Here is a 15,334-nt window from a genome sequence, read left to right on the forward strand (position 1 = left end):
GGCCCACCATTCTCGACCCCCGTGTGGTGCATTCGCTACTGCGGCGGCAGAGACTTTCATGATCCGTGAGCAAGACACAAATGGCGATGGCTTCTTGCGATTTTGCCCGGGGGCGCGGCTGCTTGGAAATGAGGACCGCCGATGAATCTGCGTTTCGTCGAGACATTTGTGTGGGTCGCGCGGCTTGGAAGCTTTCGCGCAGCCGCTGAACGCTTGAACGCCACGCAAGCGGCCATCTCCAACCGCATCGCGAGCCTGGAGGCGGAGATGGGTTGCGAGCTGTTCGACCGGATGCCGGGTGGCGTGCGGCTCTCGACCATCGGCCAGCGCGCCATGCAGCCAGCAGAAGAACTGTTGAAGGCGGCGACCAGTTTTAAGGTCGCGATCGGCAGCCCTCAAAATCTGCGCGCAACGGTATCGATCGGAACGATCGATTCCATCGTTCATGCTTGGCTGCCGAGGTTCATCGAGCGGGTGAAGGAGCGTTTTCCCGCCCTCGGACTTGATCTCAATGTCGACACGTCGCTGGCGATCGGTCGAGAGATCAGCGACAGGCGGTTGGACCTTGCCCTTTTGATGGGACCGGTTTTGAGCCCCGGCCTCAAGAACATCGACCTCGGGACGATGGAATGCGTGTGGGTCGCCGCCCCCTCGTTCAAGCTCGGAGGCCTGGACTTGCGGCTGCAGGACCTCTCCGGCTATCCGGTGCTCACTTTCTCGCGCAACAGCGTGCCGCATATCTGGCTGCTCCGTCAGTTCGAAGAACTCGGGGTCCAGCCGCCGGTGATCTCCAACTCCAACTCGCTTTCGGCGATGTCGAAGCTCGCTCTCGACGGTGTCGGCGTCGCGTTACTGCCGTTAACAATGGTGGCGCCGATGGTGGCGGACGGAGTGCTTGAGCGGCTCTCGATCACACCGGACTTTCCCGCTCTGAAGCTTCATGCCGTTTACGTAGACGATCCAGAAAACCTAATTCCGTCAATGCTTTCGGTGATCGCGCGGGAAGCGTCGCTCGATACAACCGGCATTTCAGCTTAAGGCATGACAATAAGTTTTTTCTATCACGAACGACAATTCTTTATCGTTTGTCATTCCCCTCGCAAGGCCCGACGATGGCCTGACTGAGACTTGGAGGACATCGATGAAGATAAGTGTTGTGCAAATGAATTCCGGCCCCGACAAGGCCAAGAACCTCGATGACGCAGAGCGCATGGTGCGGACGGTGACGGCAGAGGAAACGCCGGACCTCGTGGTGTTGCCGGAGTATTTCGCCTTTCTCGGCGAAGGACGCGATGCCGTCCATGGCAGTGGGGAGAGCTTTCCTGAGGGCGCGACCTATAAGCGATTCAGCGCGCTCGCGAAAGAACTCGGCGTAACCCTCCATTGCGGATCCATGGTCGAGAAGGCGGGTAACAACCACTACAACGCCACCGTGGTGTTCGGTCCCGCCGGCAACGAAATCGCCAAGTACCGCAAGATCCATCTTTTCGACGTCGACGCGCCTGGCGGCGTCTCTTTTCGTGAGTCTGATACCATCGGCCGCGGCGAGGATGTGGTGACCTACAAAGTTGGTGAGACGACCGTCGGCTGCGCCATCTGCTACGATATCCGTTTCCCCGAACTGTTCCGGGCACTCCGCGACAAGGGCGCTGACGTCATCGTGCTTCCCGCCGCTTTCACGCTGATGACCGGCAAGGACCATTGGGAAGTGCTCGCCCGCGCCCGCGCCATCGAAACGCAGACTTATTTCGTCGCCGTCGGCCAGGCCGGTGCCCATGCTGAGGGCAGGAAGTGGTGCTGGGGCCACTCGATGGTGATCGATCCCTGGGGCCACATGGTCGCGCAATGTTCCGATGGCACCGGCGCTGCCACGGCCAAGCTCGACCTCAGCCGCATCGGCGACGTGCGCCGTGCCATCCCTGTCGCCCAGCACCACGTTCTCTGAGGAATTGCATCATGTTTGTCGTCAATCCCATGCCGAAGCAGATGGCGCCGGCGCTCATCAAAAAGATGGAACAGGTCGAGACCGCAACGGTCGGCCACTTCCTGCATTCGGGATTCATGGATCGTGAATTGCGCGCCGTCCTGCCCGAAAAGCGTATCGGCGGCACTGCGGTCACCGTCCGCCTGCCCCATGCAGACTCGACCATTCTGCACTACCTCACAAAACTGGTGCGTCCGGGCGATTTCATCGTCGTCGACCGCTGCGGCGACAACAAGCACGCCTGTTGGGGTGGCGTCGTGACCCACTCGATGAAGCTCGGAGGTATCGTCGGAGCCGTCATCGACGGACCTGCTACCGACTTCTCCGAAATCCGTCGTGTTGACCTGCCCATGTGGTGCCGCGGTCCCTCGCCGATCACGACCAAGATTCTGGGCCTCGAAGGCGCGATCAACGTACCGGTCTCGGTCGGGGGCCAGACGGTTAATCCGGGCGATGCCATCATTGCCGACGAGAGCGGCGTGCTCGTGCTCGCGCCCGATCAGGCTGAATGGGCCGTCGACAAAGCGATCGGCATGCAGCAGAGCGAGCTCGTGCTGCTGGAAAGACTACGCAAGGGCGAAAAACTGCCCGACATTTCCGGCGCAACGAAGATCGTGGAGGCATCGGCCGCCTGAGGTGACCCAGTCGTACGAATAATTTCGGTTTAAGAGTGGAGGAGATCTGATGACCGCAATGAAACTCGCAGCCCGCGCCGGACTTACGGTGCTTGGCTTTACCTTAGCCGCAAACGTGGCGATGGCTGACACGGTGACACTGACCGTCTACGCAGGCATCTTTCAGGAGAAATACACCAAGGCCGTCGTCGAGCCTTTCATGAAAGCCAATCCGGATATTACGGTTGAGTTATATGGCACAGCCAACTCTGCTCAGATGTTGGGAACGCTGCGCGCTCAGGCCGGTTCGCCGCAGATTGATATCGCCATCATGGACATATCGGTAGCAAAGGCCGCCACCGACGAAGGCATCTTCGCCCCGATGGATGACACGGTAACAAAACACCTAGCGAACCTTTATCCGCAGGCCAAGGTGGAAGGGGTCAACGCCGTTGGCGTCACTTTCGACAACCTCGTGCTTCTCTATAATACCGACAAGGTCAACCAGGTGCCCACTTCATGGAACGCGCTCTGGGATAGACAATATGCCAAGCAGGTGTCCATCCCCGCCGTGCCGGACATTCAAGGCACAACGCTGACCATTGTCACTGACAAGATGGCTGGTGGTACGAATTACATGGAGAGTGTCGACGCGGGTATCAAGCGCCTTGCGGAGTTGGCACCCAACGTCCAGACATGGGAGCCGCGTCCTGACGCATATCAACCAATCTCCAGCGGCACAGCTGCGATGGGCATTGGCTGGAATGCCCGCGCCCAGGTCTATTCGGATCTTTCGAACGGCAAGCTGGGCGTCGCCTTGCCACAAGAAGGCAGCGGGTTCCAGATCAACGTGATCGGCCTTGTCAAAGGCGGTCCTGCCAGCGAAAGCGCCAAGAAGTTCATCGACTATGCGCTGAGCCCGGAGGCGCAAGCCGCCTTCACCGAGCAGATGTTTTACGCTCCCACCAACTCCAAGGCCGTACCGCTTATCTCGGACCAGGCGCTCCATCGCACCACTGCCGGGGCGATGGACAGGATGATCGACATCAATTGGCTAGAGGTCGCCAAGATCCGAGATGCCATTACCGAGCAGTGGCGCCGCCGCGTCATTCCGCTCAGCCGCTGATGCAGATCCAGGAGTTGCCCATGCCCACGTCGTCCGCTCCTCGAGAGCATCTCAAACTGGAGGGAATTGGTGTCAGTTTCGGCGCCGTCAACGTGATCCCTTCGCTCGATCTTTCGGTCCGCAAGGGCGAAATGGTTGCCTTCCTCGGACCTTCGGGATGCGGGAAGACGACGACACTCCGGATCATCGCCGGACTCAACAATCCCTCCCGAGGCCGCATCATGGTGGGAGGGCGCGATATCACGCGCCTTCCCATCCACGACCGAGATATGGGCATGGTCTTCCAGAGCTACGCGCTCTTCCCGCACATGAATGTGTCAAAGAATGTGCAATTCGGACTGCAAATGCGGGGCATGCCGGCCCGCGAGGCGGAGAAACGGGCAGCGGAAGCGCTCGAAATGGTCCAACTTGGCCACCTCGCCCATAGGAAGCCGAAAGAACTGTCGGGCGGCCAGCAACAGCGCGTCGCATTGGCTCGAGCTCTTGTGGTCGAACCATCGATCCTGCTCCTCGACGAGCCGCTGTCCAATCTCGACGCGAAGCTGCGCGATGAGATGCGCGTGCAGATCCGTACCCTTCAACAGCAGAGCGGGATCACCGCCGTCTTCGTGACCCACGATCAGGTCGAGGCTCTCTCGATGTGCGACCGGGTTGTGGTCATGCGCAACGGCCATATCGAGCAGTTCGGCACTCCGACGGAGGTATATGAACGTCCGGCAACGGCCTTCGTCGCCAATTTCGTGGGTCGTACGAACCGCCTCAAAGGTATGATCACTGCCGAGGGCACATTGGCGGCTGCGGGCCAGCAGCTCCACTCCGCAGCCAAGCTTGCGCCTGGCTCGGTGGAGGTTCTCGTTCGCCCGCATCGCATCCATCTCCAGGAGGCCAACGGTACGGACAACAAGGTCCAGGGGAGCGTATCGAACATCACATTCGTCGGAGATCTCGTACAATATGGCGTGCGCGTCGGGGACGAAGAGTTTGTCGTCGAAGAAGCCACCCGGCGCGGCCGAAATGCTCTCGCCGCCGGCGACCGCGTCACCCTCAACTGGTCGGCAGAAGACACGCTCGTCTATCCGGTGGGCGGCCAATGAGCACAGTTGTCGCCCTTCCTCGCCATTGGCGCGACGGCAACCTTGCAGTCATTCTGCTGCTGCCAATTGCTTTGATCAATGCGGTCGGCTTCATCCTGCCGGTGCTTAACCTCGCGCGTTATTCCTTCAACAGGGCGCGCATCGGCGGTGGCATGGAGAATGTCTTCACATGGGAGAACTGGGCCGGGCTTTTGAGCGACCCGTTCTATCTTGAGCTGGTGTTCAACTCCGTCTGGATCAGCCTGGCGATCACGCTGACCACCCTCGTCGCCTCCTATCCGATCGCGCTTTATCTGCATCGCGCTTCCGGATCCTGGCGGACGTTTCTGACCGTCCTCGTGATCTCGCCGCTCCTGACCTCTGCGGTCGTCCGCACCTATGGCTGGATCGCAATTCTCACCGATGACGGCCCAGTCGTCACCGCCATCAAGGCACTTGGCCTGCCGGCGCCGAGCCTGATGTTCAACATCAAAGGCGTGTTTATCGGCCTCACGGAAATCCTGATGCCCTACATGATCCTTGCATTGATGGCTGGCTTCGGGCGACTTGATCCCCGTGTAGAAGAGGCCGCGCGCACTCTCGGTGCCACGCCAGCCCGGACCTTCTGGAAGGTGATCCTCCCGCTTACCCTGCCGGGTATCGCGCTCGGATGCCTGCTCTGCTTCGTGCTGGCCGTATCCTCGTTTATCACGCCCAAACTGATGGGTGGCGGACGTGTTTTCCTGCTCGCGACAGAGATCTACGACCAGGCCATCGTGACACTCAATTGGCCGCTCGCCTCGACGCTTTCGATCCTCGTACTCATCGTCTTCGGGGCGGCGCTCTGGGCCTATTCCGCCGTGCTGCGGCGCCTGGACTAGGAGGTATATTCATGGAAATTCACAAGACTTCTTGGCCGATGCGCATCATAGTGTTCCTGCTGTTCGTCTATCTGCTTGCGCCGGTCATCCTGGTTTTTCCGCTCTCCTTTTCCGGAGATCAGGTGCTGCGCTTCCCGCCGACTTTCTGGTCAACTCGCTGGTATGCTGCGCTCTTTGCCAATAGCCAGATGTTGAAAGCGTTCTGGACAAGCCTGTCGCTGGCGTCAATGGTAACTCTGCTGTCGATCGCCGTCGCGGTGCCGGCCGCTTGGGTAATGACACGGCTCCGCTTCATCGGCCGTGATTTGTTGTTCAACCTATTTACTGCACCCTTGTTGCTGCCGACGATCGTTCTCGGCCTCGCAATCCTGATCGTCTTTGCTTCGTTGGGCCTGCTGGCCACCATGCCGGGGCTTGTCTTTGCCCATCTGGTGGTGACGCTGCCGTATGCACTGCGTGTCCTTGCTGTCTCACTCGGCACCCAGGACGGAGCCTGCGAAGAAGCGGCTCGTACGCTCGGTGCCAAACCACTGACGGTGTTCTTCCGCGTCACGCTTCCCATGCTCACACCGGGAATCGTGGCCGCCGCGGCGCTATGCTTCCTTGTCTCGTTCGATGAGGTGGTGATCACGCTGTTTCTCACCGGGCCACGCATCAGCACGCTCCCAGTCGAGCTCTACAACTACGTCTACAACCAGGCCGACCCGCTGGTTGCCGCGGCATCGGCGCTCCTAATCCTGTTGACGCTGGGCGTGATCATGATCGTCGAGCGGGCCATGGGGCTCGGCAAGGCGTTCGTCAAATAGGTTCCGGAACGGCGAGAACGTCGGGCGAAGTCGATTGAGCATCGTGTTTGATGCCGCCGTCCAACTTCGGAAGAGCTCTCGATCCGTTTGTCACGTTGGCAGCGCTTCGGATCGCTCGATCGCCCAACTTTTCGGGCCTGAGGCAACGCTCTTTGGTGACGGCCGGCCACTTGCCGGCCGTCTGTTTCGCACGAGATCAGTAGCCCTGGGCGAGTCCAGCACCTGCACGGCTATCTACGGCACCATTATAGCGTGCGCCTTTACCAGCGCTGATTTCAGCAAGGTTCTTGCCACCAACGATAATACCGGCTGCCTGTCCCCATTGCAGCCAGTTAGGGTCGTTCTGAACCTTGTAACCCATTCCAGCCAAGATCTTCATGGTGTCTGGCGACAGGCCATAAGGTTCGACGATAACATTGTCGGGCAGCCATTGATGATGGACGCGCGGAGCATCGATAGCCTCCTGGATGTCCATGCCGTGATCAATGACGTTCATGATCGCTTCAAGCGTGATTGTGATAATCCGCGAGCCACCCGGGCTGCCGATCACCATGAACGGCTTACCGTCCTTGGAAATCACGGTTGGGCTCATCGACGACAGCGGAGCCTTCTTCGGTTCGATGGCGTTCGCTTCACCTTGAACCAGGCCGAAAAGATTGGGCGTTCCTGGCTTGGAGGTGAAGTCGTCCATCTCATTGTTTAGAAGAATACCGGTTCCGTCGGCCACCACCCCGGCGCCATACGAACCGTTCAGGGTGTAGGTGACCGCAACGGCGTTGCCTTCGTCGTCAATGATCGAGTAGTGCGTGGTTTCCGTGTGTTCGCCCATACCCTTCGGCATCAGCGCCGCGGAAACGCCGGCTACGTTTGGTTCAATCTTCTTGCGGATCTCAGCTGCGTAGTTCTTGTCGAGGAGCTTTGAGACCGGGTTTTGCACGAAGTCAGGATCGCCAAGGGCGGTGTTGCGGTCCACATAAGCGTGGCGCATCGCCTCAACCATCAGGTGAACGGTTTCGGCAGACCCGTAGCCCAGATACGAGATCGGATAACCTTCGAGGACATTGAGAATTTCGCAAATGATGACACCGCCCGAGCTTGGCGGGGGCGACGAGACGATATCGTAACCGCGGTAGCTGCACTCAACAGGTTTATGCTCGCGGACTGCATATTGTTCAAAATCGGCCTTCTTCAGAATGCCGTTTTTGTGATCGCTTGCCTTGACGATAGCATCGGCAATCTCGCCTTTGTAGAAAGCGTCCACGCCGTGCTTGGAGATTTCTTCGAGCGATCCGGCAAGATCCACCTGAACCAGCTTGTCTCCGGTCTCGAAAGGCTTCCCGTCTCCCTTTACGAAAATGGCTTTAGCAGCCGCGTCCTTTGCCAAGCGATCGCGATCTTGATTTAGAGACGCCGCACCATATTGGTCGAGCGTAAATCCACCCTTTGCAAAGGTGATTGCCGGCGCGAGCAGATCCTGCCGGGACTTCTTGCCGTACTTCTCGCGAGCGAATTCAAAGCCAGCAACCGAACCGGGCACGCCAACCGCTAGATACCCATCAAGGCTAGCGCCCGCGACTGGATAGCCATCCTTGTCGAGATACATTGTGCGCGTCGCAGCGAGCGGTGCGTGCTCTCTAAAGTCGATGAATGTGGACTTGCCGTCCTTCATGCGAATCGTCATGAAGCCGCCGCCGCCAATATTGCCTGCTTCAGGATAGACAACAGCCAGTGCATATCCGACCGCAACCGCCGCATCGACAGCATTGCCGCCATCCTTCAGTACCTGAACCCCAGCCTCGGTAGCGAGTCGATGAGCCGAGACCACCATGCCGTGTTCGGCTTCGACAGGTGCACTAGAGGCGGCCAGTGCAGGATTCACTTGGGATATAGCGACAGACAAGGCGACTGCGATCGCGAATCCCGGCTGTTCACAATGATGAAACATAAGAATTTCCTCCTCCAAAATACCCGAGAACCGATGAGCAGGCAAAACCGCTCGCCGGAAAACCGACTGGGCGGCTGCGCAAGCTCAGCTTCGATTGTCGTAGGGCCGGTCCCGCCCGTTTGTATATTTCGGGTCAATCGGGAGCCCTTAGATCACGATCCCGAGCACTCGATCGACCAGGCGGCGGATACAAGGTGGTTGCCAATCAACTAAAATATCAAACGGCAAGTTTGCGCATCTGATTTGGCAAAAATGCAATCGAGATTGTAATGTCTTGCGTCAGGGAATATTGGCGGTGTATGGCTGGCGTGAATAATATTACGGCATTCGTTTAACGCCCGAACAGTAAGCCAACAGTGTGCGGGTGGGGTCGGTGGTTTGTAGCACCTGGCTGCCGACTCCCTTACGGCGGCAGTTAAACTCATTGAGATGGGTTCGGCGCATTTGAATCGGATAGATCGGCATAAGCTATCATCCGATGAAAGCTCATGGAGATGTGTGCTCGTCGTATATGACCGATTGCCTCCCAGTCTCCAATTTCAGCGGCCGCGCGAACGGCCTGCATTTCGCTTCGGAAGGCCGCAAACTCTTCCGCTAACCCAAGCCTTGGCATCATTTTCAAGACAACGCGCACTACCTGGTAATAAAGCCGTTCACTGATTTCCCGTAGGGGCAGATTCCCAGTAAAAGCTCGAATTTCCGCGAAGAACGCCATATTCAATTCGAGAAACGCTCTTTGTGTCGGATTCTGCATTTCGGTATCGCACCGAGTGATTAGCTTCGTAATGCGATCTAGGTCCTGGGCGCTACGGGGCAAGGGTGAAAGCTTGCCCACGAGAACGGCTAACTCCATCCGTAGATGGTAAATCTGAACGAGTTCGTTGATGTCTGGGTCGGTGACGATTGTTCCGACGCCATGAACCGATTCTACTAGGCCCTCGGATTCGAGTCTCGCAAGCACTCGTCGCACGGGCGTCCTGCTCGTGCAGAACTCCTTCGCAAGTTCTTCTTCCGATAGTCGACTGCCGGGCGTGTACTCGAGCAGGCATATGCGGTCGCGAATGGCAAAGTAGATCCGTTCAAATCTCTCCTTGGCCGAAACACCTTGGAGAGATTCAGTGGCCGTGCTGTCGGATGCTTCAGTTTGCAAAATTATCCCGCTTCCAAGACAGCGTTCAAGAACTGCCTCGTCCTTTCGTTTCGAGGATTCCCGAAGATTTCAGCGGGCGATCCTTGTTCGCAAATCTTACCCTGATAAAAGAAACACACCCGATCCGAAAATTCCTTTGCAAAGCCCATCTGATGGGTCACCATCAGCATTGTTAGTTCATGCTCATTCCCAATTTTCCGTATCACATTAAGGACTTCCCCAACAAGCTCGGGGTCGAGCGCGGAAGTGACCTCGTCAAATAGCATGATCTTTGGGCGCATCGCCAAGGCACGGGCGATGGCAACCCGTTGCTGCTGTCCTCCCGACAGCTGGGAAGGGTAATGATTTTTCTTTGCCGACAACCCAACCATATCAAGAAGCTCAGCCGCACGCTCTTCAGCTTCAGCTCGTTTCAATCCGAGAACCGTCATTGGAGCTTCGATACAATTTCCGATAGCGGTCATATGTGGAAACAAATTGAACGACTGAAATACCATGCCGATTTTTCCGCGAATTTTGCGTATATGCTTCGCGTCGGCGGGAACAAGTTGGCCGCCCTTCTGAACGTGGGTCATCGGCTCCCCATCGACCCATAGGACGCCATCGTTGATGGATTCAAGTGTCATCAACATGCGCAGCACGGTTGTCTTTCCAGAGCCGGAAGGACCGATAATAGATACTTTTTCGCCACGCCCAATATCCAGATTGAGGCTATCAAGCACGGTGAGCGCGCCATAGCGCTTGGAAACGTTGTCGAATCTTACCATTGGCATTTCGTTCATTATCAATATCTCCTCTGCAACCAGGATTCGAGCAGCCTCACCAGGCCCGCCGAGACCAGACTCATTCCCAGGAAAAAGACGCCAACGAGCGTGACAGGTTCGGTATACCGGAAGGTGTCCGATCCAATTATTTTTGCGGTTTGCATCAGCTCAAGCACAGCTATCGCCGACAGTAAGGGTGTCTCTTTAAAGAGCGCGATGAGATAATTTCCCAACGCTGGAACCACCGGAGGGAGAGCTTGAGGGAGGATAATATCTCGGAACGTGCGCCAGGGCGAGAGATTCAGCGCAATGGAAGCCTCCCACTGGCCCCTCGGAACGCTTTCAAACCCAGCCCGATACACCTCCGAACAGTATGCGGCGTAGTGCAAGCCAATGGCGATTACACCTGCAGTGAAAGCATCGAGAACGATACCCGCTTTCGGTAGTACAAAGAACAGAAAGAAGATCTGGATCAAAAGTGGCGTTGAGCGCACTAGCTCAACCACGATTGTAACGGCGACACCTGCCGCTGGAGATGCCAGCCTTGCAGAGGCGAGAAATAGACCGAGGATCGCGGCGATTAAGAACCCGAGGGCGGTGGCCTGCACGGTGACGATTGCCGCCTGACCAAGAACGGGGATAATATCAAAAGTGAATGCCCAGTCCCACATTAGACGACCTTTCCGCGTGCAATTCCGATGGCGGTACGTTGCTCAAGCACGCGCATGACGATCGTGACCGTAAGCGAAATCGCGAGGTACATTAGCAGCACCAGTGTGAAAATCGGAACCGTCTTCAAGGTCGTTTGGTTCATCTGCTGAGCCTTAAACGTCAGGTCCGCCAAGGTGATGAGGGACACGAGCGATGTCGATTTGACGAGCTCGATGAAAAGATTGCCCCACGGCGGAATCATGGCAGCAAAGGCTTGCGGTAGGATAATGCGCCTGAGCATCTGAGGCCTCGACATGTTGAGGGCGGTGGAAGCTTCCCACTGGCCTCGTGCTACGGACACGATTGCGCCGCGAACCACTTCCGCTCCGTAGGCGCCTATGTTGAGGCCGAGCGCCAGCACGGCAACCGTAAACTCGTTTAAATAAAGCCCGAACTGCGGAAGCACAAAATAGAGCCAGAAGAGTTGCACGAGCGCGGAAGTACCGCGAAAAATTTCGATATAAGTTATGGCGAGCCAGCGCACCGCCATAGGTCCGTAGAGCTTGCCGAGCGCAGCGAGGAGAGCCATAACCATCGCAACCAGAGCCCCGACCAAGGTGATTTCTATTGTCAGAATGGCGCCTTCGAGAAGCCCCGGTAGGAAGACGCGATACTCTCCGTCTAACGAAAGTAGAGCGATAATACTGAGTGTGGCCGCGAGCATGGCGGCCAGCATACGAATCCACATCTTGTTCCCTCATCAGGCGCGAAGGATGGCGGCGCAGTTGCGCCACCATCTGTATTTTTATTCGCCGGCGCAGAGTTCTTTGGTCGTCTTGTTCGGGAGATACCCCTTTCCAAAGCCAAATGGCTCCACAAGCGCGATGTGTTCAGGCGTGCCAAGGAAGGCAGCGAGTTCTTTATTAAAGGCCGCCACGAAATCTACATCGTCCTTGCGGAAGCCAAAGCCGCCGTGGCCTTTTACGGACTTACCGGCAACCTCCCCGAACGGCTCCGTCGACTCGACCCCTTCCGCCTTCTTTGCCATGTCAGCAATGGAAAGCGCGGTCAGAGCAGCGGCATCGGCTCGGCCAGACTGGACAGCCGCGACAAGACTCGACTGGTCAGGTAGCGTTACAAGCTGGCCAGTCGCGATACCCGCATCCTTGGCATAACCGCCTTCGACCGCGCCTGCCATCACCGCGAGCTTTAGGTCGTCATGACCAGCGAAGGAAGAATAGTCCTTAATGGCCTTGGGGTTGCCTTTGGGCACGAGCATTGCCTGGCCTATGCCATAGGATGGCTCGGAGAAGGCAATCTCTCCACAGCGTTTCGGATTGATGAACATGCCGGCTGCAATGATATCAAAGCGCCCGGCTTTTAGCCCTGGTATAAGAGAGCCGAACTCCGTTAGAACGCCGTCGACTTCCGCGATGCCCATTCTTTTCAATACCGCTTTTGCCACTTCTGGTGCCTCGCCGGAAAGCTTCCCGTCTGGTGTAGCAAATCCGAAAGGAGCCTCATTCGCAAAGCCGATACGGATGTAGCCCGCGGCCCGGGCCCGTTCCAAAGTAGATTCCGCGTGCGCACTCACCGCGAAGGAAGTGGCCGCTAGCGCAAGCACGACTGCCTTAAGGGCGTACCTACGAGAGATATTTGCTTTCGACATGTGTTCCCCTTCTTCGTTAATCCCCAGGCGACTTGGCGCTTCCGAGGCCATAGAAGTGTACATCTTTTCCCTTGATTGACAAGATCTCGATAAAAAAATACGAAATGCGCGGAATTTCATCGCTTGTCTTGCATCGAATCTTCTTTGATGTATACATCTAGATAGACTTGATGTGGGAGGAGTGTCGTGGGTAGATCGCCTGTTTTCTCTAAGGGGGAGTTTTCCCGTCGCATTCGCGCCGTGCAGGAACGGATGAAAGCAGCCAATATAGACGTCGTTGTTAGTCAGGATCCGGCCAACATGTGTTGGCTGACAGGTTACGACGGGTGGTCGTTCTACGTCCCGCAGTGCGTGCTCGTTCATGTCGATGAGGAGCTGCCCATCTGGTTCGGTCGCGCCCAAGACGAAAAGAGCGCAATCCTGACCACAGGGCTTCCGTCGCGCAATATCGTGCCGTTCTCCGAATATCTGGTGCAGAATCCGGACGGGCACCCGTACGACGAACTGGCGCAACTGATACGTGAAAGAGGGTGGTCAAGGGCGCGGATCGGTGTCGAGATGGACGCGCACTTTTATACGGCACGTTGCCACGAACACCTTGTCCGGGGTCTCCCGGGCGCCGCCTTCTGCAACAATCGAGATCTCGTGAACTGGGCGCGCCTTATCAAGTCGGATGCCGAGATGGTGCTAATCCGCGAGGCCGGAGTCATTTGCTCGCATGCGATGGAACGGGCGATTTCAAAAATGCGGCCGGGCGTGCCGCAGAACGAGGTGATTGCCGAACTCTATCATGCGCAGATCAAGGGAGTGGACGGCTTAGGAGGCGATTACGCTGCGATCTGCCCTTTGATGCCAGTCGGCGAAGGAACAGCGACCCCGCATTTGACCTGGACTGAAGATCCACTTCCCGACACTGGGCTCGCCATCCTCGAGATCGCCGGTGTCCGGCGGCGATACCATGCCGCCCTTACCCGCACGGTCCATTTTGGTAAACCCCCGCAGATCTATCTCGATGTAGCCAAGGCGATCGTCGACGGGGTGGACGCCGGTCTTGATGCCGCGCGCTCAGGCAACTCCGCAGAACAGGTCGAGGCGGCCTGGCAGAACGTTCTTCGCAGCCGCGGGTTCAAAAAGGAAAGCCGTGTGGGCTACCCGGTAGGACTCGCCTATCCCCCAGATTGGGGTGAGCGAACCGTGAGCCTGCGGCCGGGGGACAAGACCGAACTCCAGCCGGGGATGTGTTTCCACTTCATGGCGGGAGTGTGGCTCGGAGACTTCGGTTTGGCAATTTCCGAGTCATTCGTGGTGACCGACAAAGGCGGAGAGAAACTCTGTTCATCTCCTCGAGAACTGATCGTCATCGACTAGATCGCGATGATCGGTTCGTCTCAATCTGAAGACAGAAACGTGCCGATTGCAATTACCGCGAGGTTGGGCAGACGACTGCGTAGCCTCCTTCATATTTGCAAGCAGACCACAACCCAAAGCGCCCGCGAGATGCGGGAGAGTAAGAGAGATCGACATGGACGGTAATCCCTTTACCGAAGGCGAGATCGCGCGCCGTCTAGGTGCGGTGCGGGCCGAAATCGCCGCGCGAAACTTGGAAGCCGCAATCTTCGCCTCGCCGGAGAATGTCTTCTATCTCACGGGGCTCGATCATTGGGGCTACTTTGCGCCGCACCTCCTTATCGTGCCACTTGAGGGGCGGCCTATCCTGATCACGCGTGCCATGGAGCGCGTCACTATCGAAAATCATGTTCGAGCGGCCGATTTTCGCGGCCACCCCGACAGTGAGACCGCGGCCGACCTTGCCGCACGGATCCTTGCCGATTTGGGCTTTACCGGCAGGCGCTTGGGCCTCGAATTCTGGACCTCGGGTTTGAGCCACGGCCTTGCGACACGCCTGGCAACACTGACATACGCTGAATGGAGCGATGTCTCAAACCTTGTGGATCAACTCCGGCTGGTAAAGAGCGCCGAGGAGCAAGCGCTGATGCGTCGGGCGGCGGCGATTACTGATGTGGCGACGGCTGCGGCGATTGAGGCAATTGCTGATGGCGTTCCGGAGCGCAACGTGGCAGCGGAATGTATCGCCGCTATGACCCGTTCCGGGGGGCATGTCCCAGGCTTCGGTCCTTTCATTCGCCCGGCTTCCCGACTTGGTGAAGAACACACGACCTGGGGCAGTGGGAACTATCGCAATGGTGATCCTGTCTTCCTCGAATTGTCCGCCTGCATCTCTCGCTACCATGCACCTCTCGGCCGTTTGGTGCGGCTTGGAGGCGTCAGCGACGCGGACGCAAGGATGGCCGAAGTCACAGCGAAGGCGTTCAATGCGGTGCTAAGCGCCTTGAAGCCTGGTGTGCGTGCCCGCGATGTCTATGGAGCATGGCAAGGCGTTGTGGATGATGTGGGGCTCTCGCACTACCGGCGGCATCACTGCGGCTATTGCGTCGGCATCGGTCAGCCACCGTCTTGGACTGGCGGCAACACGGTCACCGGCCTCCGCCACGATTCCGATCTCGAAATTAGAACCGGGATGAGCTTCCATATCCTGTCGTGGCTGATGGGTACGGGCAAGGGCGACGACTTCATCTCAAACACCGTCCTCCTGACCGAGACCGGCGCAGAGGTGCTAACCCGCACGCCTCTCGGTCCGATTGTTCGATAG

The 15,334-nt window shown here is 57.6% G+C and carries 15 protein-coding genes; 9 read left to right on the plus strand and 6 right to left on the minus strand.

What is annotated here, in order from left to right:
- The first annotated feature begins 141 nt into the window (after positions 1-141).
- From LAC81_RS26545 to LAC81_RS26575, 7 genes are all read left to right on the plus strand, one after another.
- Positions 142-1,038, plus strand: a complete 897-nt coding sequence (locus LAC81_RS26545) for a LysR family transcriptional regulator (protein WP_223730108.1) — start codon at positions 142-144, stop codon at positions 1,036-1,038.
- 103 nt (positions 1,039-1,141) lie between these two features.
- Positions 1,142-1,945: a carbon-nitrogen hydrolase family protein gene (locus LAC81_RS26550; RefSeq protein WP_223730109.1), complete on the plus strand. Its 804-nt coding sequence runs from the start codon at positions 1,142-1,144 to the stop codon at positions 1,943-1,945.
- A gap of 11 nt (positions 1,946-1,956) precedes the next feature.
- The gene (locus LAC81_RS26555; protein ID WP_223730110.1) at positions 1,957-2,619 is read left to right on the plus strand and encodes an RraA family protein; all 663 of its coding nucleotides are present in this window, start codon (positions 1,957-1,959) and stop codon (positions 2,617-2,619) included.
- 49 nt (positions 2,620-2,668) lie between these two features.
- Positions 2,669-3,724 (plus strand): ABC transporter substrate-binding protein, encoded by a 1,056-nt coding sequence (locus LAC81_RS26560; RefSeq protein ID WP_223730111.1) that lies wholly within the window; start codon positions 2,669-2,671, stop codon positions 3,722-3,724.
- 20 nt (positions 3,725-3,744) lie between these two features.
- Positions 3,745-4,818 carry an ABC transporter ATP-binding protein gene (locus tag LAC81_RS26565; protein WP_223730112.1) on the plus strand — a complete coding sequence of 358 codons (1,074 nt, stop codon included), beginning with the start codon at positions 3,745-3,747 and terminating at the stop codon, positions 4,816-4,818.
- Positions 4,815-5,678 carry an ABC transporter permease gene (locus LAC81_RS26570; protein WP_223730113.1) on the plus strand — a complete coding sequence of 288 codons (864 nt, stop codon included), beginning with the start codon at positions 4,815-4,817 and terminating at the stop codon, positions 5,676-5,678. The genes LAC81_RS26565 and LAC81_RS26570 overlap by 4 nt, the downstream gene beginning before the upstream one ends.
- Before the next feature lie 11 nt (positions 5,679-5,689).
- Entirely contained in the window at positions 5,690-6,484 is a 795-nt protein-coding gene (locus tag LAC81_RS26575; protein WP_223730114.1) for an ABC transporter permease, read from the plus strand.
- Between the two features lie 196 nt (positions 6,485-6,680).
- On the opposite strand, the gene ggt is transcribed toward LAC81_RS26575, so the two are convergent.
- The 6 genes from ggt to ehuB form a co-directional block, all read right to left on the minus strand.
- Entirely contained in the window at positions 6,681-8,429 is a 1,749-nt protein-coding gene (gene ggt / locus LAC81_RS26580) for a gamma-glutamyltransferase (RefSeq protein WP_223730115.1), read from the minus strand.
- Between the two features lie 421 nt (positions 8,430-8,850).
- On the minus strand, positions 8,851-9,579 hold the full coding sequence (locus LAC81_RS26585) for a GntR family transcriptional regulator (RefSeq protein ID WP_223730116.1): 729 nt from the start codon (positions 9,577-9,579) through the stop codon (positions 8,851-8,853).
- 2 nt (positions 9,580-9,581) lie between these two features.
- Positions 9,582-10,361, minus strand: a complete 780-nt coding sequence (gene ehuA / locus LAC81_RS26590) for an ectoine/hydroxyectoine ABC transporter ATP-binding protein EhuA (RefSeq protein ID WP_273700214.1) — start codon at positions 10,359-10,361, stop codon at positions 9,582-9,584.
- Positions 10,362-10,363: 2 nt separating this feature from the next.
- A complete protein-coding gene (gene ehuD, locus LAC81_RS26595) occupies positions 10,364-11,014 on the minus strand; it encodes an ectoine/hydroxyectoine ABC transporter permease subunit EhuD (RefSeq protein ID WP_223730117.1) in 651 nt (216 codons plus the stop codon).
- Positions 11,014-11,742, minus strand: coding sequence for an ectoine/hydroxyectoine ABC transporter permease subunit EhuC (gene ehuC, locus LAC81_RS26600; protein ID WP_223730118.1), 729 nt, complete (start codon positions 11,740-11,742; stop codon positions 11,014-11,016). The genes ehuD and ehuC overlap by 1 nt, the downstream gene beginning before the upstream one ends.
- A gap of 57 nt (positions 11,743-11,799) precedes the next feature.
- On the minus strand, positions 11,800-12,663 hold the full coding sequence (gene ehuB / locus LAC81_RS26605; RefSeq protein WP_223730119.1) for an ectoine/hydroxyectoine ABC transporter substrate-binding protein EhuB: 864 nt from the start codon (positions 12,661-12,663) through the stop codon (positions 11,800-11,802).
- Positions 12,664-12,903: 240 nt separating this feature from the next.
- Between ehuB and LAC81_RS26610 the strand changes: the two genes are divergently transcribed.
- The gene (locus tag LAC81_RS26610; RefSeq protein WP_223730334.1) at positions 12,904-14,031 is read left to right on the plus strand and encodes a M24 family metallopeptidase; all 1,128 of its coding nucleotides are present in this window, start codon (positions 12,904-12,906) and stop codon (positions 14,029-14,031) included.
- Between the two features lie 154 nt (positions 14,032-14,185).
- Positions 14,186-15,334, plus strand: coding sequence for a M24 family metallopeptidase (locus LAC81_RS26615; RefSeq protein WP_223730120.1), 1,149 nt, complete (start codon positions 14,186-14,188; stop codon positions 15,332-15,334).

Origin of the sequence: Ensifer adhaerens (assembly GCF_020035535.1) — a bacterium.
In the GTDB taxonomy this organism is placed as follows: domain Bacteria; phylum Pseudomonadota; class Alphaproteobacteria; order Rhizobiales; family Rhizobiaceae; genus Ensifer.